Below are 22,328 nucleotides of genomic sequence, written 5' to 3' on the forward strand. Positions count from 1 at the left end.
CCTCCAACAAGTTTAAGAACAATATATAAATAAATTTATTAAAACTTTTTAACAAGATAAACGTTAATTCGAATTTTAATGTTTCCTTCTTCATCTAATTTAACACTACTAACAAGACAGAAAACATAACCTTGATTTGAAGACATGAATTCATCAATCTTTTCTTCAACAGATTCAGATAGTCTGCCAACTTCTCTATAGTCTTTTGTATATAGCAAATAGCCATACTCAAAGTCTTCTTCAACTGTAAGTAGATCATTAACTTCAAGATCTTCTAGAGCATCAATCCGTGTATCACGTTCTTCTCTATCATAACTATTATTTATGGATGTCTTAATTTTTATTACAGCAGGATTGGTCTCGAGATCAATCTCTTTATAAAATGCTAAAGAGATTTCAATACGTTCATTTTCCTCATCAACTTTATTAACAATCATCGCTGGTTTGTACCCTTTCTGTTTGAAAAAGTACTTTTTAACCATATCTTTGATATTTCCTTTGTATAAATATCCTAGTAATTTATCTCCTTTAAAAACCTGCACAGCTTCAGGATCATATTCATTATCAAGCTCCTCATCGAGAGTTAAGTTTTCTGATTCACCTACTTGAATGGCTGAGAAGTTTTGAGGGAATGCCAGATTAACATTATAGGCCCATTTTAATATACAACCTTGTAAATATATAGGGAACTCCTCTTTGTAGTCGATATCTTGAGTTAGAAAACCAATATCACTAGAAGACTCTTCAACAGGATTATCACGTTTCTTTGTCCAATTATGCATTAATATTCCCAGTATAAAGGTTCCTAATATAAGCAAACTTAGAATACTGTTTAATACAGTTAGATTATTGTTTTCACTGGTTGTATAAAACACTACAATAGACAGCCCAAAAACAATCCAGGTGATAAGCTTTATTCGTTTTTGTATATGTTCTGGTTGTGATAAGAAGTATTTATTCATAGTATAATCCTTTCATATCAGGGGGCTAGTTTTTTCTTCCATTGTAATTATATCATGAGTTTTAATAATGATAAACTCCTTGATAAACATAGGTTTTTATATCTTTATATTGAATATATTTGGTGGTATTATAAAGTCGAGGAGGAGATTAGATGAAAAAAGTTTCTATGTGGCTTGGGGCGATTGCAGCAGTTTTTACAATACTTCTTGCTTTTGGAGTTTTTGGACCTCAGGAAGTAGTGATTGATGATGATCAATTTGATCTTTTACAAGATGACATATATGAGATACCAATACAGGATAATGCAAGTATTGACATTACAGAAGTAAACGTATATGAATATACAGAGTTTATGTGGGCAGGTGAAGCAGATGATCTAGGACTTGAAGGAGGTATAGGAAATTATTTCAAGTACTATGGAGATTATGAAATCCATATAGATGATATAAGCATAAGTACGGTAAACGAAATCCGTATAACCATCACAGGTTATCGAGGGAATGAACCTTATAAAGAGTTTTATCATACCTCAATAACTACAATTGAAACACTTGATTTGATAGGTGATTTTCCCAAAACATCTTTCGATGATTATGATTGTGAGGAAGCAAGAGTATTTGTATCTGTTACATACACGAATAATGACAATCAACTAGTTACAATCAATGAAGTGATGGTTGTCAATGTTGATGAGGATATATTTTAGTACAATAGAAAAAATTGGTAGTGTCCAATTGGATACTGCTTATTTTCTTCGTTTAAATTTGGCTTTAAATTTTAACCAATAATTATTGAAAGTTTTTTTTTGTCTTGTTCGATTGATAATACGTTGCTCCTGACGTGTTTGTTTTCGCTCTTTGGGATAGTTTTATCTTTTCTTGTTTCTTATGATCCTTTTCTGCCAGGAACCGGCCTTATAGTCTTAGATAAAAAACGGCGTCTTCACAGCGCGATTTTTTATTGAAATCCTAGAAGACATCGGTATCGTTTTTCAGTTCATCGATGTTGAATTCTTTCATCACAGTAAGGAAGTCTTTCAATTCTCTTTTTGTAAGACTGATGCCTTTAGCATATCTATCGTCCTTTTTGGAGAATCTCCTTATATCTAATTCAAGCAGATCACTCTTCTTGTGTTTCCAATTAACTAGTTGAACTCGTTTAACCCAACTGACACTTTGTGTGGGAATCTCAACCAAGATTTTGTACACAATGAAATATTCGTTTTCAAAAATACTATTACTGTTTAAAACATCGATGATATTTTCTTCATCCATTTTTTACATACTCCCTTCGGTCATTTCAAATATCTCGATCTTTTGTTCAGAAATGACTATATCACACCAATCTATCCACTTCTTAACTTGCTCTGCTCGTCGACCAGGTGTGGTACCATCCAAATTAAATAAACTAACTAAAAGTTCTTCAGTTCTTTTCATATTTCGATTTATAAAAAAATCATAAAATACTTGGTCCGATAGAATTAGATATACAAGTAATCTTAAAACATCTGAAAAATTTTGAGAGAATACCAATTCACCCAGCTCTGTCAATGCTCTATCTCGTTGTTTGAATAGACCAAGATATACTCCTGAAGAATAATAGTAATTTATTTGTCTATCTGATATATCAAGACTTATATTATTTAGCCTTTTCTCAAAAAAATTACCCATTAAGCCATCACCAAATTTGATAATCTTATAAATGTCATTAGCTTGAGGAAAAGTTAACTCTACTTTTGCATTTTTAGGCTTTATAAACATTTTGCCTTCTCCTTGATAAAATTGAAATTGTCAATTAAAATCTCTTCGGCTCTAATTCTAGAATCACCTTTAGAACTAATATTTCTCTGAACAGTAATATAAGAATCGTCATCAATATATTCTTTATACAAATCTTTTATTTTTTCAGTTGCTGAATTACTTAAGCAAGCATAAACACCCATATCTGTCAATTCATCAAAGAAATCTTTTAATCGTTCTTGATCGTAAACATCGAATTTTTTTGAAGTATAAGAAACAAAAGAAGAGGAGTTTTCTTTGTCATATGGGGGATCTAAATATACAACGTCTCCCGTTTTTAGATGCTTCTTGAGATGAGAGAAATCGCTATTACATATTGTGAACTTCAGTTTGAGAATATCGGATAATGTCTGGATATTTTTGAAATCATTGATTTTTGGATTTTCGTATCTCCCAATTGGAACATTGAACTGTCCCTTACTATTCACTCTATACAAACCGTTGTAGCAGGTTTTGTTTAAATATATTGTTCTTGCCGCGCGCTCATCACTTTTATGAATTTTCTTGTATTCAGAACTTCTGTCCCACTCGCGGATTTCATAATATTGATCCTTACTATGAGAAGATTTCAGTTTTTCAAGGTTTCCAATCAATGAAATAGGGTCATCTTTAATAACAGTGTATAAATTATACAATTCTTCATTCGTATCATTTATTACTATATGATCAAACATGTCCGCTACATGAAATGCAACCGAACCACTTCCGGCAAACAAGTCGAAAAATGTAGCATTCTGGGTATCAAGCTTCTCTAATCGGTTTTCAATTAGATTCAAAATAGATCGTTTTCCCCCCGCCCACTTCAGAACGGGTTTATACTTCATTGTCTTCTTCCTCAAGTTCTACCAAAAGCAACTCATCAATGATTAACATTTCTGAATTAATGTCAGTATTTAGAAAATCATGAATAGCAGAAGCAACATCATACGATTTATTTCCATATTTGTAGAACTCATCAAATGTTTTCTCAATACCGGAAATTAAGTAGCCGTAGAAGGTACTCACGTTAGTTAATTTTGGAAAAGAAACATTGTTTTGAGATGTTTTCTCAAATGCAATGTTGTTTATGACTTCGTCATATCCAAGAGCTTGGTTGTCCAATATTGTCAACAAGCCAAAATATGCATCAAAATCAGTTTCTGCTCTGTCGTATGTTGTACGTGAAAATGTATGCTCTTTGTTGTTGTTATCATTAGCATTTATAGGTAGTTTTTCACCGTGCAAGAATCCCATGAGAGATAGCAATAGCGCGAATTCATGAAAGTCAAGTTTGAACAATGTTTCTAGTCGATCATATTGTTCAATACAATATTGAATCTTAATATCTGCGGATTTATTTTTATATTCAGCCATTGTTTTCCTCCATTTCATGTATGAATTCGTCCAAACCTGTTAGTTCAAGTTCAGATGAAATTATTTGATTGTCAATTTTTTCAAGTGAATATGCTTTCCCAATGTTGTTTTTGATCCCTTCGTACATTTCATTTCTTAACTGACGTTTGAATGACAGGAAGACCAACTGAGATAACTTATTAAGGTTAAAGGTGCAAAGATTATTTATGTGAGTCTCATCAACATTGGATAAAGCGGCATCCATAATAACACCATAACTCTGTGATTTATCGATCCGTAGAGATAAGGTTTCTGCAGTCTCGATTAGTGATTTGATGAAAGATAACGAAATTACAACGCTTTGCCCTGTAGACATTATATCTGTGACATCCAGTGATATGGCGTTATCATATATTGATAAACTATATTTATCGTTGATTTCAACAGAATAATCACCTTGGATCACGTTTGATAAATTTCCATTGAAATGTTTGGAGAGGATGTTCCTTGCTTGTTGATCTTTGGCCGCCTTCATTTGGATTAATTTATCTTTGATTTTATTAATATCATCCATAGCAGCTTTCACTTTGACGTTCTTCTCTGATTTTCGAAGGACGGCATTCCGTTCGTTTTCTTTACGTTTAAAAGCTGTAGTATATTGTTTGGTTAATGTTTCATTTTGACCAAGTTTTTTTGTCAGTTCATCTTTTTCTTGTTCAAGGTCATCAATGTTGATTTGGGTTGATTCACCCATTTCTTGTTCTCTTTGTCTTACTTTTTCTTCTAGAACCTTTTTATTGTTTTCGGTTTTTCTCCGTATACCTTTTTGCTTTACGATTTCGAGTTTAAGGAGTTCTAATTCATCAAATTGTTCCTTGAAATTGACTGTCTGACGAAAGGTATCAGCAATTCTATTCAAATGATGCGCCGATTCCACTGGTAGAGCTGTAAGAAATAGTTCTTGTATACACTTTTCTTCATTTGAATGTTCAAGTATCTTTGTTCCGCAAACACACTCTTTTCGCTTAAGTATATCTGAAAGTGTATCCACATGAAGGTATTGGAAAAATCTTTGAGTACTATCCTTTTTCTCAATAAATTCATCATATTTTTTCTTTTGAGATAATAAGAGTTTGTTAATTATTGCTTTTCCAGAATGAAGTAAGTATTTTTCCCCTAGATTATTTAACTCTTTTTCAGTTGTTCTTAGATCACCTTCTAAGATTTCGAGTTTAGAAATATCTTTTTGGTGGTCCTCAATTTCTTTTTGAATGGCTCGATATTTCTTTTTCTCTACTTCTATTTCTTCTAGTCGGTCATCGATTTTAATTTTCTCTACTTCTAAAACTTCAAGTCTTGATTTATATTGTTTGTAGAGACGTTCAATTTCTCGCTCTTCTTTTGTCTTTGAATCAATCTTATTATTCAAAACTCCCAGTATAGAACGAGACTTCACTTCTGAGCCAACAAATTTTATAAGATAATCTAGTTTTTTGAGATCTAATATCCCCAAAATAGATTCTTTTAGTTCTTTCTTGAATTCATTAGACTCAATCCTTTTTTCCATTCTTTCACCATCAAACATAAACACATGTGATAATCCTGGAGGTAGTATTTGCCAGATACGAATTTCTGAAGAAGCTTTATCAAGTGATTTCAAACCCGAATCATCAGTTTGATACAATACTGTAAAACTCTCTTCACCAAATTTATTCATCTTGTTATTTTTCTTTTGATATACTTGTGAACGCCGTGCAATATAATCAATATCTTTGTGGATAAACGCTACTTCCACACCTAATTCAACGGTATCAAGTTGTTTTAACTCTTTCATCAGAGAATTGTTAAGCAGATCATCGGCTCTAGGCAATTTTAAATAATTGGCACTGCTGCCATAAAAACAGTATCTAAATGCTTGAACAAAAGTTGTTTTTCCTACACCATTTTTAGCGATGATTAAAGTCATTTTTTGACCTGAATCAGGCTGCGTGAAAGAAAACTCATGATCACCTTTGTATTGTCTGAAATTTTGTAATCTGATATACTTAAATATCATATTTAACCTCCACAATACTTATTAGTTTGTCTACGATGTCAGCATCGCTATACTGTAATTCCAAATAGAGTACCTCCTCAATTGCTGCAAGTAATTCATTCATTAACTTATCTAAATCGTCATTCATTTAGATTCCCCCTTTTCTCAAGATATGTGTCAAACAATCTAGAATACTTGCGAATTAAATCTTCTTTGTTCATAGCAATTTTCGAAAATTCGAAAACTCGTTCTAATTCTTTTCGATTTATACCTTCAAACCCCTGTTCAAAGTCTAGCACTACCATATCATATATTGAGGCGTGTGTTTTGTTCTTGTGGGTTCTCAAGAGACGACCTCTTCTTTGAATGAATTCTCTTGGATTAGTAGAAGAGGACAAAATGATCGCTCTTTCAATTTCAGGAATGTTTACTCCTTCATCTAAACATTTTATAGCTACAAGGGTTTTAAGAGTACCGGCCTGAAATAACTTGATCGAATCTTGCCGCTCTCTCCCTGATTCGGATTGTGTATATTGAGCACTTGGAATATCAAGATTTTTCAATGTAATATTAACTTCTTTTAGTTGCGTGATTGAATCGCTATAACTATCATCTTGGAATGACTTGTCATAACTTGTTGCTCCACAGTATATTAGTAAGTTTCTATTGCTCTCTAATTCTGGTAATAATGTTTTCAGTTTGTGCAGTTTTTCTACCGCACCATAAACTATTCTAGCTCTTTTAAAAAGTAACATTTCAAGAGCTTTGTCGTATGCATCTGATGGAGAATCAACATCGTGGCCTATTAGTTTAACTATTCTGTGAGTTAATTCTCGATATCGATCCTTTTCATCCAGATTCAATGAAACTTCTATTGGGTGATATGTATAACCTAGCAATTTTTCATCTGCAATGGCTTCCTGTAAACCATATTCATATATGATTCCTCCAAAATACTCAAGCAATCTATTCGTTTTAGATTCAGAAAAGAATAATTCAGGGGTAGCTGATAGTCCTAAAATTCTATCAGGTTTCGGTGCATTATGTAATTTCTTCTCAGTTCCAAAAGTATGACACTCATCTCCTACAAGTAAGTAGTCGTTATTTAATTTTTGTAATACTTTTTGAAATCTATCAGAGAAAAATGTGTCAATTGAACTAACAATATAATCATTTCCTGTTTCAGAAACATTATATATATCAACTATGTCGTTGAATTCCGGGAACCATTTTGAATTATCTGAGAAACATTGTAATACACTATATCCAAGATCTTTGATTTCTTGCGACCATTGGTATACTAATGTTTTATCAGGGACAACAATCAGAAAAATATTTTTCTCTCTTATTTCTTTTAATAAATGCATTAAGTATATTGCAGTTTTGGTTTTCCCTGCACCAGTGGCAAACTTGAATATTCCTTGATAACCATTTAACCATGCTTTGACTGCGGCTTTTTGATAATCGTATGGAGAAAAAGGTAGAAAATCTTGCGGTTTCGGATCTTCATCTATGGTAATTATTCCATAAAGATCATCGATTGATTCACCTGTTTCGAATTGTTTGAGAACATGTTTAGAGACTGACTCTTCAAGAGAATAAATATTCAAATTTTCATTGCGTTTATTCCAGTATTCATCAAAATCACTTTCATTTTGTTCACAAAATATTTCTTGCCCTTGAATCCAATTACAAAATACATGAAATGATTCATGGTTTTTTGTTACTGCTAATTTTGTTTCATTATTGGAACCCAGTATAGAAACTATATTTCCATTTGTATCTTTGAAAATCCCCACTTTCTCATGAAATAGACCTGGAATGTCTTTAGGTATTGCGACCTTAACTTCGAGATTCCCCTTTTCAATAAGCATAAGTAATAACTGAGATGATGCAATTGTGATTTTGTCACCAGATAAGAAATCGTGAAACTGTCGATCCATGACTCCCTTAATATAGTCTGAAATATTTAATGATTCTTTCATTGCTAGGTAGTCAGTTTCGGTTACAATAGGTGAAATCAACAATTTCATGTTTCCATCATTTGATACAAATGTCCTTAATGATCTTATGTATTCTATTAGAATTGAGGATGAAAAAAAACCCACAGCTCGTTTATACACCAGTGATGATTCTAGTACGGGTAAGTAAAAGTCATTCAATAACGAATCTTTTGAAGAATTATACTTAATTTTTAAAGAGAGTTCTCTTAAAATCACTATTATTCCCCCAATCGCTTACCTTAACAATTCCCAAGTGTAACCATACATAGAAAATCGTCTATTATTCTTCAACATAGTGTTGAACTCATCTGCATCAAACTTTATATATGGTTCTTTTTTTCTAAACCACAGTGAGATAGATCTGATACTTTTCCATATTTGAATTTCTTCACCTGTTTGAAAATCATACATATATATGAATGTGTTTGGACCTCTATATCTTGAATTAGACCAGTATAGATTCCCCGATTTGTTGTTCATTTGATTGTTATCTTTGTGTCTGACATATTTCAACTTGTCGGGGTTTTCGATAAAATTCACTGCAACCAAGCGGGATAGTGGTAAATTCTTCGATACTGAAAATTGTGTCAACGTAATGTAAGGTCTATCATTATAGATGATTTCAGACATTATATGACCCGTGTTTTTTACTTTAATTCTCCCATGTGATGATATTAAGTACTTGGTTTCATAACCTTTTAATTTTCTCCATATTTCTGTCATAAGATCCTCCAATAAAAATAAAACCAAAAACAGTTTACAAGTATTATTATGTAGAAACAGTTTTTGGTTTTATCACTCCCTAACAGACTCTACTATATTATAGCATAAACCCTTCGTATGCTGAAAATTTTTTTGTGCCAATACTGATAGGATATTGTATGTTAAGCACACATACAGCTTCTCTACTTACGGGTTTTGAAGTCCTCGTTAATACTTTTATTCCAGTCTTTCTCGATTTGGCCAGTTGAGCGGTACGATCTCATGACCTCGTCGATAGCTTCATAATTTTTACCAGTACCAACTTTGTCAGAATGAAACCGAACTGAGCGATCTCGACGAATTCCCAATTTACTTGCTTCTCCAATTGCATCAATATTTGCTCCCATGAAGATAAACTCCCATTTATATTTCTCTTGGACTTCCTCAATCATATTTTTGATATCTTGTCTAGTATAATGTACACTGGCATTTTCCATTCCGTCTGTAGTAATGACAAAGAGCACTTTGGACGGACGTTCCTCTCGAAGTGTGTCTGCATAGTCGTGACGAACTTTACGAATGGTTTTTCCCAGTGCATCTAGAAGAGCAGTAGTACCTCGAACGAAGTATTCTTTGTGTGTTAGGTTTCTAATTTCTTTTAAATCCACTTTGTCATGGATGACGTCTATCCGATCATCAAATAAAACCGTAGAAATATATGCATCTCCCTCCAGTTTCTTCTGTTTTTGTATCATCGAGTTAAACCCACCAATGGTGTCGTCTTCCAGCCCTCCCATTGAACCGCTTCTGTCTAAGATAAAAATAATTTGAGATAAGTTTTGATTCATAGTTGATTCCTCCTTTTTTATTTTTGATACCTAATTATCTCATGTTAAAAGAAGAAATACGTAGCCTCTCAGGCTACAAAAAAACACTACACATTTGTAGTGTTATTTGGATCCGAGAAGATCTTGATCTTCATCATAGAGATACTCGTTAATGACATCTATTCGATATATACCTTCACGAATGAAGTAGCGCACAATTACATCGAACTTACGAGCTGGTGAGAAAGCCATGCCAGCTTTTCGCAGTAAGCTGTTTGTTTTGTTTAACGGAAGTTCAAGCGCAACACACAATGCTAAGATAATTTTTTTACTTGGGTTGTAGATTTTCCTATTCTTTATCTTATTGAAGGTTTCTTTTGTTACATTAGCTTTGTGATATACTTCAGGATCTGTCATACCACTCTCATCAATGTACTGAAACAATGTCTTACGGAAATCATCGTCTAGTTCTTCAAGTTCATGATCTAGTGATGGAGCAACACTCCGACGCATGATGGTGTCATGCATGATTTCTTCCTCAAACATGATGTGTGGTCTTCTATATAGTAAATGATGGAGATCTCTGGTGATGCGTTCTCTCTCCATCTGCATGGCAGTATAGTTGGTATCGATGCTTGTATAAATATTATCATATTGATTTTTTGCGATGTTGTACGATTCTTTATCAAACAGAACAAGATATACTGTCATGTCAGATGTTCTAGATGGATCATTGAGGAATAATCTGATAGCCCATTTAGCGACATCAAATGCGGTTAGTTTAGGTAATCCATTTTGGCCAGATGAGATTAATGGAAAGGCAATGGATTCGCAGTGCATTTCCTCAGCAAGTTTAAGCACATTCTGATAGGTACTGATTAGAGCTTGTTCTGTTTCTTTACCGTATCCTCTCCAATAGGGACCAACTGTATGAATCACATAGTCACATGGGAGATTATAGGAGAGCGTAAACTTTGCTTCACAAACTCTAATGTATCCTAGTTTTTGACGTGCAAAAACAAGCTCTTCTCCACCTTTGTCATATATTGCGAAATCAACACCGTGACCAAAAGCTGGTTCTGAACTTGTAGAATTGACAATGATATTAACATCCATATTTGTGATATCATTACGAACAAATAGTAATGGCATGAAAGACCCCCTAATAATTCGTTATATTTATCAGACTTACCTTACGAAATCTCGACCGGATATTTTCTTTAGTATTGTGTAATCTTTTCTAGAGTGACCTTATATGAGCCTACAAAAAAATTTTACACAATCATATTATATCACGAAATATTATAAATATCAGGTCTTATACCGATTCATAACAAATATCCATAAAGGGCTTTGTTGTGGTATGCATATCATTAGTTGCTATTACTTGTGATACGGCTCGTTGTAACGTTTTTAGTTGTAAAAAACTCATTAATAAGAATGTGAAATCAAATCAGATTTTTTAGCTAACTTCTTCTGTCATAAAGTAATCTAGGAATCCATCTAATTGCTTTCTTATAAACTCAAAAGAGACATTCAAGTCTAGTGTTTTAATGTAGAAATTGTTCCCTCCTATACAAAAGTCTGAGTCCGGTGTTATTGACTCTGTTGTTTTCGCATATAATAACATCCCAGCTACCTCACCAGCAAACTGTGAACTAGAATTTTTAACGTAACTAAAGATTTGATACAAGTTATTGGAGTGATATGTTTGGGAGTTGAAATGAGAGTTTGTGCTCATAGACTTGCTATAGTATTTGGTATCAATAATCAACATTCTATTTGAATTTTGTAGTGTAATATCAGTTCTCATCTCTGGTAAATACCTAATATCACTCTCTTCCGGAACATCCCATTTAATCTTGAAAGCTCCTGCCCTTAAAGATGAGTGATGATATTTATAATATTCCAACACAAAATGTTCGAACACAGAAGACATTCTTTGTTCATCAAGATAGTTGTTGAGTCTATATTCACCAGATTCTTCTGTCATTAATAAGTTATTTAAAATGAAGTATGAGATATTTAACAACAGCTTGTAGTGTTGATTGTTTCTATGAAACTTGATTTGATTCCACTTGATTTGCTTTACATCAATCTCATCAATTTCAGAGTAAAAAACAATGGCTTTTCGTAAAGAATCTCTATAGTTGTCATCAATGTCACCGTGTCGAAGCAATATCATAACAGTACTCTTGATGATTTGATTGTATATGTTATTAACCGTTAAAACGTCATACTCACAAGAAAGCAACTGTTTGTTGTTAATCTTATGACGAATCGTCTTACCTAAATCAATCTTCCCTTTTAAGGTTTTCAAAGACTCTTCTTTAACCAAATATTCCTGATATAGACCTTGCTTAAGCAACACAATAATTCCTTTGGATAGTATTGCTGAAAACAAGTTTTGAGTATTCTCAAAAGACTCTCCTGATAAGTCATCATAGTTTGTAGTCTTTAGGACTCGGAATGCATATGAAAGCATATGATAAATATTTTTTACTAAGATATTTTGATTTTTATTCATCAAAAACTCCTCTGAGTATGTTTTCCCACTTTCTGACTTTGGTATCATCATCAAACCAATATTCATTCAGCATAGGAATAATATCAAACTCAATTACTTGTCTCATCCATTCTTCTGTACAAATCTTTTGTCCACAGAAGAAGCTGTGTCCAACATTGAATCCTCTACCTAAAGATTTATCTTTAGTAATTTCTTGATTTAGTTCGGTAATTTTACCAATCAAATCATCAAAGGTTTCATTGTCTAAAGACTTCTGGTATCGCTTGAAACCATCAGAGTCAAATCCTGGAGACATCTCATAAAAACTAAATCTTCTTCTTAGTGCATAATCTATCATAGCCAAACTTCGATCCGCTGTATTCATCATTCCAATGAGGTGAACATTGGCAGGTACTGAAAAACTCATACCGTTATAGGCTAACGTAGCTTTACTATTACGGTAATCTTTTTCTATTAGCATAAGTAGTTCACCAAATATTTTACTCATGTTTCCACGATTTATTTCATCGATGATGAAGAAATAGGACTTATTCGGATTATTTGCAGCTTTCATACAGAATTTGTAGAAAATTCCGTTTACTAGCTCAAACCCTTCCCCCATTGGTTTATAACCCATAATAAAATCTTCATATGAGTAATTTTGATGAAATTGAATGAATTCGATTCTCGATACATCCTTTTGCTCCATCATTGCATACGCTAGTCTTTTTGCTATGAAAGTCTTACCTACTCCTGGTGCGCCTTGTAAAATAATGTTCAACTTATTCTTAAGTAGTTCTTTTAGAGCCAAAAATTGCTCTTTCGAAATGTAAACCTCATCTAAAAAATCCTCAGTGCCATAAGGTTCAATCTCATACAGCTGCTTTGGATTCACATCACGAATCATATCTAGAAGAAAATTGTATTCTCCTTCTGAAAGTTTGAAAAGACTTCCGTTAGGATTGGAGAAGTACTCCATGCCTTGAAGCTCACTCATGGATTTAATTAATGAGTAATCCAAAGGATTTTCTAGCCCTTCTATTTTCTCAAAGTGGAGATTTTCTTCGCTTGTACTGTCTGTTACTTTTAACAACGCGACGATTTGTTTTACCGGATTAGATTCATAACCGATTAGCATATCTCCTGGTTTTGCATCAACAAAATTCTGGTATATTCGTCGTTTATTTCCATTCTCATTTCTAGAAGTATAGAAGTGGCTTTCACCAACAGCAATATTTGAAAAACTCCAAACCTTTGGGCTGGCATTCAACCACCAATAATTGATATTCCCAGTTTCTTCAGAAGCTTGGACAAACAATTCTACATCTGATAAATCAACTTGATCTAAAGCATCGGATAACTCATCTCTTAGTTTCCAGACATATGTTCCTGCCTCTTCTTTAGATGCCTTTTTCCCAACATACAAAACTGGCCACCATCTTGAATTTTCTTCATTATCACTGATGACCTCACAGTTTGTTTCAGTTACAACTCTTTTCGAGAGTGCGGTTGATCCCATATTATAAAATCCAGGTGTCTCGCCATATTTTATGGACAACTGTTTACATGTTGCAATTCCACCATAATCTTTAAATCGCTTAATTATTTGCAAAGAAATATCATTAAAGACATCTGGGTTCTTTATTAAATCCACCCACTCTTCAACACTAATATTGGGAGTATAGTTGGCTGGGAACCATTCAGGTTCAACTTCATCAAGGTACCTAGCAGTGTAATGCTCAAAATCAATTATTAGAGTGTTTAGCTCTGGATCATCATAATGTTCTTCACTCATATGTTTTTCTAGGAGTGACTTCATCTCAAAATTATAGTTGATGTAGTCCTTTACTTCATCTAAGAAAGAATAACTATCAATTATAGCCGAGAGTTTTCCGCGTTTCGGCTTGAAGTTACTACCAATCTTTTTCGCAAATTTACCAATAAGTGAGTACTTATAAATGTAATATTTATCAGGAAATCTTAACCACAAATATGTTGAAATTACATTAGCATTTTGATAGTGGTTATTCCAATCATCATTGCTATATTGATTCTTCATATCATCTGCAGACTGCTTAAAATCTTGCACTCGTTCTAGCAAGTCTTTTGATTCGTCATACAAATTTAAAAACATTGATCGAACTTTCTCATCATCAAAATCAATTAGGACCTCTAACATTTTTCGAGGATAAAAATTCATGGACGCCAATAGGTTATTGGTCTTGCTTGTGGCTTCTAAAAACATCTCCTTAAAATCATGTGCATTAATATCCCAATTATTTTGAAAATGCTTTACCGCTTCCCACTTATATCCCTCTTTGACCCAGTGAGCGGAGTTGAAGCTATCTTTATAGGTATTCAAAATTTCTGCTAAGTTTTGTTCATTGTACATATTTGATCCCCTTTCGATTTGAAATATCTCTGTATTTATACTATTACTTCAGTTATCTATTATATCAAAAAAAAGCAACCCCATAAAGGATTACTTTAGTCTGACATAGTGCATATGGCTATTAGCTGTAATGGATATATTGTGACGTATTTGCTTTTATGAATATTGTTAACCTTTTCAAAAATGAAATAAATGTATTAATCTATATGATGGGAGTTCTCAAAATAGATCATTGGATAATTCTCTATAGAAGCACTGATAAAATCATAACCAATTAACTCATTCAGTAATCTTCTAAAGGGAAGTAAATAGTTTCTTCTTCTGGTGCATTCGTTATACGGGTATTATCAAATTGAATGGACTCATTCCATCCATCTAACATCATTATTATAAAATCTTTGTCCTCTTTTGGAACAGTGATGTTACTAAATCGACTGATAATATCAAAATCAAATGTAATTAGTTTAGTAAGGAATAACTCCTTTTTCCCATACCGAAAGGTGATACTTTTACTTCTCACAACCACTTCTATAAAATCTAGAGAATCAGATGATCTAAATCCATAGTTATCATATATGTATTTTATTCTTTTCATATGTCACCCACCTAATTGGAATTCTAGAGCAGAAAAAACGTGAGTTACGAATTTCCGTACGCTCGTTGTTGTTAATGCTAAAGGAACAAATAACTCGGTCAAGCTTATGATATACTAAATGTAAGGAGGTAATGCTATGAACTATTATGTTGTATTTCAAGGGAGTACGTATAAAGAGGAACATTCACAAGGAATATTATGGGCACCACAAACAGCAAAAAATGGCGGAAACCCACGTTTTCATTGGAAAACGATGCAAGGACTGAAGATCGGAGATATCGTTATATCTGTTGTAGACAATCAAGTCAGAGCAAGGGGGATTGTCAATTCACAAGTATATACAAAACATAAACCTTTTGATAATGACGCATGGAATCGTGAGGGATGGTTAGTCTATATAGATTATGAATTTTCAATCAACAAGATAAGAATCATGGACTATATCAATGAGATACGTCCGATGTTACCTCAGAAATATTCTCCGTTTAGACCAGACAATGGGTATGGTAATCAAGGATACTTATTCCACATTTCTGATGAACTTGGTGAATATCTTGATAGCCTTATAATTAATGATACTACTTTTACAACAAGTACTATTCTAGATATGACTCTAGATGAGTCCGAAATGATTCACGATATGATGGAAGAATCTGGTGTTGTTCAAGGCGAAGTAATCTTAATTGAAACAGACGTGCCAGAAGGAGTAACCCGACTAAAGACAAAGAAAACAAGGACACTTGCTAAGAAAACTGATTTTGTTATCAAGGCTAAACGAGATATTGCCGTTGGTTTACGTGGAGAAGAGCTTGTTGTATTTTACGAACAACAATGTTTGAATGATTTAGGACGGTATGATTTAGCGGACCAGGTGAAATGGGTTTCTCAAGATGCAGATGGTTATGGATATGATATCTTGTCCTTTGATGAACTTGGACAGGAAAAATATATTGAAGTTAAAACAACCACAATCTCAAACAAACACCAACCGTTTGATATCAGTGCAAATGAAGTACAGACATCAAAACTATATGGAGATCAATATTGGATATACCGAGTGTATGATGTTGAAGGAGGACAACCCTTGTTTTATCGAACCAATGGTGATATTGAAGAAGAATTTCAGTTAATCCCACAATCGTACAGGGCATATAAGAAATCATAATCTGGAAAATTAGCCTTGGATTATTCTGGAATTATTCTATCATGCATAAGAAAAAAAGGATGATTTCCGAGAATTTATGGTAGTATTAGAAGGGTGTTTTTGTCGGAAGAAGTACTAGCTTGAATATGAATATTAGTGATACTTAACATGATCCATTTAACAATATGATATTGGAAGTATTTGGGATTCGGTCTTGCTTTTATAATATTAGAGCAATTAATACCATTCCTGATTGTACTCCTTTAATAGAGTACACGATAAAGCAAAGAAATTGCTTGTGCAATGATATCATTAATAAAAATATTCAGCAAATACAATATTTTAACATTCTAATTCTTTGTGATACAATAGATAAAAAAGGGGGTATTTATGAATAAAACAGTATATTTATTGATGGTCGTTCTCGCTATCCTTATGAGTAGTTGTAGTTCATCAAACAATAGTAATGATGAAAGACTATCTGCTTATGAACAACTTAACACAGAAGAGCAACATTACTTTGACCTTTTTATTGTACATTTAACATCGTTTAAAAATCCATCTAGTGTTCGATTGGTTTCGCCTATTTCGTTTGGAAGAAATGATAATGATTTCTTATGGGCAGTTGTGTCTGCCGAGAACTCATTTGGTGGAACCGGTACAGAGTGTTACTCAATTTCGACTGATAATATCCACACGTTGGACGTATCCCCGGTAAGTGAGTGTACTATTCAAGATGATGATTTAAGTGTTGGTAAACTAAATGAAGCTCTAAAAGAATATTATTATGAACAAGGTTGGAACTAATTTTTTGCTGTTCTTTTATTAAGTTATTATTTAACTGTTTTTAATTCTATTCTTTAGTAATATGAATTAAAATCAAGAAATAATCAGAAATTATGATACGAAAAAGGTGTTTTGATGAATGATAATGTAAAACAACTATCTAGTAATGATGTAAAAAAAATACAAGAAATTGAAAATAACTTAAAAGTTTCATATAAAGTTGACTCAATTCTCTATATGATTTCAATTGTAATTGGTGTAATGGGCTTTATTCTTGGCTTCTACTTTGGTGGACAAGAAACGGAACTACAGTTTATGCCTCTTTTTATCACGTGGGTACTGACGGCACTAATTGTACTAGGTATTGTTATTATTAAAATCATAATCAAACTACTCGTCTCAATAATTCTAGTAAATCAACTGGGGTAATTATATCGATTTCAAAATTAAATTATAAACAATGTTCTATTTTTAGAAATTTAATTATTCTACTAACTAAAGATGTTTAAACTCTTTTAACATGGTATACAACAATACATGCGTTTTTGTAAGGAAAGGAGCTATTCCTAGCTTCTTTTTTTCTGATTTCATGACTAGTTTTCAAAATCCTGCGGTGGCAACGATTGATCTTGATATGATTACACTCTTACCTATACCACAATCAATGGTTATATTTAGAGACGATGTACTACAAGGTACCTATACTATTATCGACTCCGTTGTAACTGAATCGATGTTAGAAAGAGATTTCATCTTAACCATTACCTACAGTGATGGTTTTACAACCATGGATTTCATCATTGAGTTTTATGCAGATATCGAGCCAGTAACAAGTGACATTGGCTTCTATTTCTATGATGTAATCTAAACAATCAAAATACCAAAAACATTTCTAGAAAAACCCAAATCTAGAAATGTTTTTTTTTGTAATTATATTGAACTTCTAGGCATAATAATAATTACCACATTGAAGGACACTTTTGAATGGAGTATAATAAAGATGTTGGGAATTACATTTATTAGGGAGGTCTTTATGAAACGATTAAAAGACTACATACGATACAAATACGATCAATTTATATCGATGGGGACAATATCACTAATAATAGGACTGTTGTTTATCCTATTACTCATTATAGGAATCCTATCTATTATAATGATATTCATCTTCCCTGAATATCGATTCTTAGAAGTATTCTGGCTTACATTCTTACGGGCTTTAGACCCCGGTACCCTTGCGGGGGATGAAGGTACCTTTGGGTACGTAGTAGTCCTCGCAATTGCGACCTTTGTCGGAATCTTCATCTTTAGTATGTTTATCAGTTTTATCCTAAACGGCTTCCAAGAAAAACTCGAAACCTTACGTAAAGGACGAAGTACTGTCATTGAAAAGAACCATACCGTAATCCTGGGAAACTCCCCTAGTTTAAAAGTCGTTCTTTCCGAACTTGTCCTTGCGAACGAGAATCAAAAGAAAGGTGTCGTTGTCGTCTTATCCGAAGAAGACCCGCTTGAACTATCGCTAGTTGTTAAAGATTTCATCAAGGACTTTAAAACCACTAAAGTCATCTACCGTAAAGGATCGATCTTTAATGTAGATGATCTACAGATGTGCAGTATCAATGATGCAAGAAGCATCATTATGATTGAAAACGACATCACCAACATCAAAGCCCTTGTCGCTTTATCCTCAATGGATTATTTTAACAAAGGCAAAGGAAAAGTCGCTGCCTTATTCCGCAACAAAGACAACCTTAAAGTCGCTGAGAAACTCGTTGGTAATCTCGGGAACTTCATCTACGTCGAGGATGCGATTACCAAAATCATTGCCCAATCCTGTTTGCAAGCAGGACTATCGAATATCTATAGCGATCTCTTTGATTTTGCTGGGGATGAAATATACGTCAATCCTGGTACAGGATTAGTCGGACGAACCTATGTAGATGCCCAAAAATCCTTCTCTAAATCGATTCTAATTGGATTAATCCGTGACAACCAACCACTCATTAATCCACCCGGTAATGAAGTCATCCAACAAGGCGATCAAATCATCGTCATCAGTGAAGACGATGATACCGCCATCGTTGAACAAGTAGTACAAGATTATAATAAAGATCTCATCATCGACAAACCACGCGTATCCAACATTGAAGAAACCAACATCCTATTTATTGGATACAATCAAAAAGTAGCGTCAATCATTAAAGAGTTTGATCAATACGTCAAGCCGGGTTCCACGATTACAATTCTAACCAACTATGAACGGGGTACATCACGGATTAAGAAAATGGAAAGTTCCCTCAAGAACCTATCCATCCGCATTATCAATGAAGTCACCTTTGATCGTCAGATTATTGAAGATGTCGTTCAATATACCGATCGTTCGATTGTCATCTTCCAAAACGAAGAAGTACCACGCCAAGACAAAGACTCTCAGACATTACTTACATTATTACACTTACGTGATATTGAACGAGTATGTGATCGTGAATTTGACATCGTCACCGAAATCTTTGACGTCCGTAATACGGCCATCATCGAACTGGCAAAAGTTGATGACTTCCTCATCAGTGAACAACTAACTAGCCGGATGCTAACCCAAATCGCCGAGAATCCATATCTTGTCAGTATCTTAGAAATACTCTTAAATAAAAATGGAGTGGAAGTCTACTTAAAACCAGTAGAAGAGTATGTGGAAACAGAAGAACCCATCACCGGATATACACTAGTAGAAGCTTGTGCCAAAAAAGGTGAAACCTTCCTTGGCTTTAAAACCTATAGTCGTTCTGGACGAGAACGTCTATGCATGAACCCTCTAAAAACAAAAGAAGTAACCCTCTATCCTGGTGATAAAATGATCGTATTGTCGATTGATTAATACTTCATGTAACGATCTTAAGTCCGTGATTATGATTACGATAACTAGTAAACAGATGCAAACGCAAGTTTGCATCTGTTTTTATATTGAGAGAATATCAATGAAAGTTATCAGTATTTTTTTTCTTTGGAGTGGTAGTGTTTTGCAACAAATTGTACCCCCAATATAGATAACGAGACAACGACTTTTACATAGCGCTATCACCCAATTATGATATAATGAATGGTGAAAGGAAGTGCTTACATTTTAACAAGATACAAGGTAAGAATGTGCAAGAATTTGCACTTTACTTTGACATTCAAATCTTTTAAGATGGAAGCAAAGGTGATCAATATGTTGGATTACAAGGACAATTATTTATTGAAGTTATTGATACAGGCAAACTATGATTTACGTGTTGATGACATTCAAAAACTGTTGGGTGTCTCCAAGCGAAGTGCATACTATAGTATCGAAAAGATTGACGAATTTCTGACGACTCAAGGATTACCAAAACTGGTACACACAACCGACAAGGGAATCACGTTGAATCGAGAAACCAAAGATCGTTTTTCCAAAGACATCATGGACAGTATATCAGATGTCTATGTCTATACGCCAAACGAGCGTGTAGCCATTGAAATTCTCGTGATTTTATGTCGAGACACTGAGATTAATATTTCATTTTTAGAATCATTGTTTCATGTTAGTCGCAACACGATTATCAACGACCTAAAACAACTACGAAAAACACTGGGTGTATATAATCTATCCTTGGAGTATGATAATACACTAGGATACATAATTACCGGTTTAGAAACGCAGCGTCGCAGTGTCTTACATCATTATATATCACGATATGATTATGTTTTAAAAATGAAAATGTATCCCTTTTACAACGAGCAATCCTATGGAACAATCAAATCCATTATGCGTCAACTAGAGTTGGACTTGCATATCACGTATGTTCATACATCAATTGAAAACTTATCTGTTTTAATTAGTATCATTAAAGACAATCATTTTAATCCAGTAACCTTTCGCAATGAAGATGTCAAGCAAATCCAAGCATCGAATGAATATCAATTAACAAAGAAATACTTTGAAGGTGTTATACCCGAAGCAGAGTACCTGTATATTGCTATCCATTTAATGGGACTTCGCTTGCATGTGGCCGATGAATATATCACCTATGAAGACGAGTATATTAAAGAATTGGTCGCATTTCTAATTGATGAGTTTTCAAAAATTACATTAATTTATTTTGATGAGGATAACCAGCTATATAAGAGTCTATATTATCATATGAAGCAAACCATCAACAGATTAAAATATGGAATCATCTATCAAAATAAGTTAAAAGAAGAGATATTTGAATCGTATCCCCAAGTATCCCAAATCACCAAAACGGTTTGTGACAAGTTGGAAGAAAAAATCGGTTATCCGATTAATGATGATGACGTCAGTTTTATCGCAATGCATTTTGGAAGTTCACTGAAACGGCAACAGCGTCACATTCACAGCTTCTCAATTCTTCTTGTTTGTTTAAATGGTGTAGCATCATCCAAATTAATTCGTAAAGAGATTGAATTTATGTTTCCAAGCATCCATATCATTGATGCTGTTAGTCTCGATGATGTTGCAACATATCAAGATGATGTCGATTACATCGTATCGACGATACCAATACATAATAAGGCGATTTTAGACCGGGTGATTCAGGTCAACGGAATCTTGAATGACGTTGATAAAGATCACTTACGACAAATCTTTGGACGTCATATCACCGAACCAAACAAAAACTTAAGAGAACGCATTATGGCGAAGATTAAACCATATATAAAACCACACAAGATTGACATGGTTGAACGATTAATCGAGCGAGAAATCATCAATAAAGAACCATTGATCAACACGAATATAGAAAGGATGAGAAAACCGATGATGAAGGAGTTATTAACAGCCAAAACAATTATCCTTCAAGATCACGTGAAAACGTGGGAAGATGCGATTTGGCTGAGTGCTAAACCACTATTAGAGAGCAATAGTATTGAGGAACGATATGTTGAAAAAGTAATCGATAATGTCCATGAAATGGGACCATACATCGGCATCGCACCTGATGTTGCCATCTCACATGCACGTCCAGAAGATGGGGTACATCATCTTGGCATCTCTCTGTTGTTATTGCAACAACCAGTTTATCTTGCCAATCGTGATGATAAACCAGTACGAATTATGATTACTCTTGCTTCACCCGATAGTGAAATTCACCTTACTGCACTGCAACAACTTTCGGGGATGTTAATGGGTGGTTTAGATCAACTGCTTGCAGCAACATCAAAACAAGACATTCTTCAATTAGTAGATCAGTATTCAAAATAAAA

Annotated in this window: 21 protein-coding genes; 7 read left to right on the forward strand and 14 right to left on the reverse strand. The window is 33.7% G+C overall.

Annotated elements, in window-relative coordinates; all coding sequences use genetic code 11:
- Positions 1–38: 38 nt before the first annotated feature.
- Positions 39–962, reverse strand: coding sequence for a hypothetical protein (locus tag G4Z02_RS04870; RefSeq protein WP_258876875.1), 924 nt, complete (start codon positions 960–962; stop codon positions 39–41).
- A 152-nt stretch (positions 963–1,114) separates the two neighbouring features.
- Here G4Z02_RS04870 and G4Z02_RS04875 point away from each other — a divergent pair, with 152 nt between their 5' ends.
- Entirely contained in the window at positions 1,115–1,669 is a 555-nt protein-coding gene (locus tag G4Z02_RS04875) for a hypothetical protein (RefSeq protein WP_258876876.1), read from the forward strand.
- 262 nt (positions 1,670–1,931) lie between these two features.
- On the opposite strand, the gene G4Z02_RS04880 is transcribed toward G4Z02_RS04875, so the two are convergent.
- The 13 genes from G4Z02_RS04880 to G4Z02_RS04940 all read right to left on the reverse strand — a co-directional run bounded on the left by G4Z02_RS04880 (position 1,932) and on the right by G4Z02_RS04940 (position 15,154).
- Complete coding sequence (locus G4Z02_RS04880) at positions 1,932–2,237, reverse strand: PC4/YdbC family ssDNA-binding protein (RefSeq protein ID WP_258876877.1); 306 nt, start codon at positions 2,235–2,237, stop codon at positions 1,932–1,934.
- A gap of 3 nt (positions 2,238–2,240) precedes the next feature.
- Positions 2,241–2,723 (reverse strand): DUF7226 domain-containing protein, encoded by a 483-nt coding sequence (locus G4Z02_RS04885; protein ID WP_258876879.1) that lies wholly within the window; start codon positions 2,721–2,723, stop codon positions 2,241–2,243.
- On the reverse strand, positions 2,714–3,586 hold the full coding sequence (locus G4Z02_RS04890) for a DNA adenine methylase (RefSeq protein WP_258876880.1): 873 nt from the start codon (positions 3,584–3,586) through the stop codon (positions 2,714–2,716). The genes G4Z02_RS04885 and G4Z02_RS04890 overlap by 10 nt, the downstream gene beginning before the upstream one ends.
- Positions 3,576–4,115, reverse strand: coding sequence for a hypothetical protein (locus G4Z02_RS04895; RefSeq protein ID WP_258876881.1), 540 nt, complete (start codon positions 4,113–4,115; stop codon positions 3,576–3,578). The genes G4Z02_RS04890 and G4Z02_RS04895 overlap by 11 nt, the downstream gene beginning before the upstream one ends.
- On the reverse strand, positions 4,108–6,150 hold the full coding sequence (locus G4Z02_RS04900; protein WP_258876882.1) for an AAA family ATPase: 2,043 nt from the start codon (positions 6,148–6,150) through the stop codon (positions 4,108–4,110). The genes G4Z02_RS04895 and G4Z02_RS04900 overlap by 8 nt, the downstream gene beginning before the upstream one ends.
- Entirely contained in the window at positions 6,140–6,277 is a 138-nt protein-coding gene (locus tag G4Z02_RS04905; RefSeq protein WP_258876883.1) for a hypothetical protein, read from the reverse strand. Before G4Z02_RS04905 ends, G4Z02_RS04900 begins: the two co-directional genes overlap by 11 nt.
- A complete protein-coding gene (locus G4Z02_RS04910; RefSeq protein ID WP_258876884.1) occupies positions 6,270–8,162 on the reverse strand; it encodes a DEAD/DEAH box helicase family protein in 1,893 nt (630 codons plus the stop codon). Before G4Z02_RS04910 ends, G4Z02_RS04905 begins: the two co-directional genes overlap by 8 nt.
- Positions 8,163–8,366: 204 nt before the next feature.
- Positions 8,367–8,855: an NUMOD4 domain-containing protein gene (locus G4Z02_RS04915; protein WP_258876885.1), complete on the reverse strand. Its 489-nt coding sequence runs from the start codon at positions 8,853–8,855 to the stop codon at positions 8,367–8,369.
- Between the two features lie 182 nt (positions 8,856–9,037).
- Positions 9,038–9,682 (reverse strand): vWA domain-containing protein, encoded by a 645-nt coding sequence (locus G4Z02_RS04920; protein ID WP_258876886.1) that lies wholly within the window; start codon positions 9,680–9,682, stop codon positions 9,038–9,040.
- Between the two features lie 102 nt (positions 9,683–9,784).
- The gene (locus G4Z02_RS04925) at positions 9,785–10,813 is read right to left on the reverse strand and encodes a macro domain-containing protein (protein WP_258876887.1); all 1,029 of its coding nucleotides are present in this window, start codon (positions 10,811–10,813) and stop codon (positions 9,785–9,787) included.
- A 310-nt stretch (positions 10,814–11,123) separates the two neighbouring features.
- On the reverse strand, positions 11,124–12,188 hold the full coding sequence (gene mcrC, locus G4Z02_RS04930; protein ID WP_258876888.1) for a 5-methylcytosine-specific restriction endonuclease system specificity protein McrC: 1,065 nt from the start codon (positions 12,186–12,188) through the stop codon (positions 11,124–11,126).
- The gene (locus tag G4Z02_RS04935) at positions 12,181–14,559 is read right to left on the reverse strand and encodes an AAA family ATPase (RefSeq protein ID WP_258876889.1); all 2,379 of its coding nucleotides are present in this window, start codon (positions 14,557–14,559) and stop codon (positions 12,181–12,183) included. Before G4Z02_RS04935 ends, mcrC begins: the two co-directional genes overlap by 8 nt.
- A gap of 283 nt (positions 14,560–14,842) precedes the next feature.
- The gene (locus G4Z02_RS04940) at positions 14,843–15,154 is read right to left on the reverse strand and encodes a hypothetical protein (protein WP_258876890.1); all 312 of its coding nucleotides are present in this window, start codon (positions 15,152–15,154) and stop codon (positions 14,843–14,845) included.
- Between the two features lie 136 nt (positions 15,155–15,290).
- On the opposite strand from G4Z02_RS04940, the gene G4Z02_RS04945 reads away from it, so the two are divergent.
- From G4Z02_RS04945 to G4Z02_RS04970, 6 genes are all read left to right on the forward strand, one after another.
- The gene (locus G4Z02_RS04945; RefSeq protein ID WP_258876891.1) at positions 15,291–16,319 is read left to right on the forward strand and encodes a protein NO VEIN domain-containing protein; all 1,029 of its coding nucleotides are present in this window, start codon (positions 15,291–15,293) and stop codon (positions 16,317–16,319) included.
- Positions 16,320–16,688: 369 nt separating this feature from the next.
- Positions 16,689–17,105: a hypothetical protein gene (locus G4Z02_RS04950; RefSeq protein ID WP_258876892.1), complete on the forward strand. Its 417-nt coding sequence runs from the start codon at positions 16,689–16,691 to the stop codon at positions 17,103–17,105.
- Between the two features lie 114 nt (positions 17,106–17,219).
- Positions 17,220–17,513 (forward strand): hypothetical protein, encoded by a 294-nt coding sequence (locus tag G4Z02_RS04955; RefSeq protein WP_258876893.1) that lies wholly within the window; start codon positions 17,220–17,222, stop codon positions 17,511–17,513.
- 160 nt (positions 17,514–17,673) lie between these two features.
- Complete coding sequence (locus G4Z02_RS04960; RefSeq protein WP_258876894.1) at positions 17,674–17,952, forward strand: hypothetical protein; 279 nt, start codon at positions 17,674–17,676, stop codon at positions 17,950–17,952.
- A gap of 165 nt (positions 17,953–18,117) precedes the next feature.
- Positions 18,118–19,962, forward strand: a complete 1,845-nt coding sequence (locus tag G4Z02_RS04965; RefSeq protein ID WP_258876895.1) for a CASTOR/POLLUX-related putative ion channel — start codon at positions 18,118–18,120, stop codon at positions 19,960–19,962.
- 333 nt (positions 19,963–20,295) lie between these two features.
- Positions 20,296–22,326, forward strand: a complete 2,031-nt coding sequence (locus G4Z02_RS04970; RefSeq protein ID WP_258876896.1) for a BglG family transcription antiterminator — start codon at positions 20,296–20,298, stop codon at positions 22,324–22,326.
- Positions 22,327–22,328 lie beyond the last annotated feature (2 nt).

Origin of the sequence: Candidatus Xianfuyuplasma coldseepsis, from assembly GCF_014023125.1 — a bacterium.
GTDB classification, from domain to species: Bacteria; Bacillota_I; Bacilli_A; order Izemoplasmatales; family Izemoplasmataceae; genus Xianfuyuplasma; species Xianfuyuplasma coldseepsis.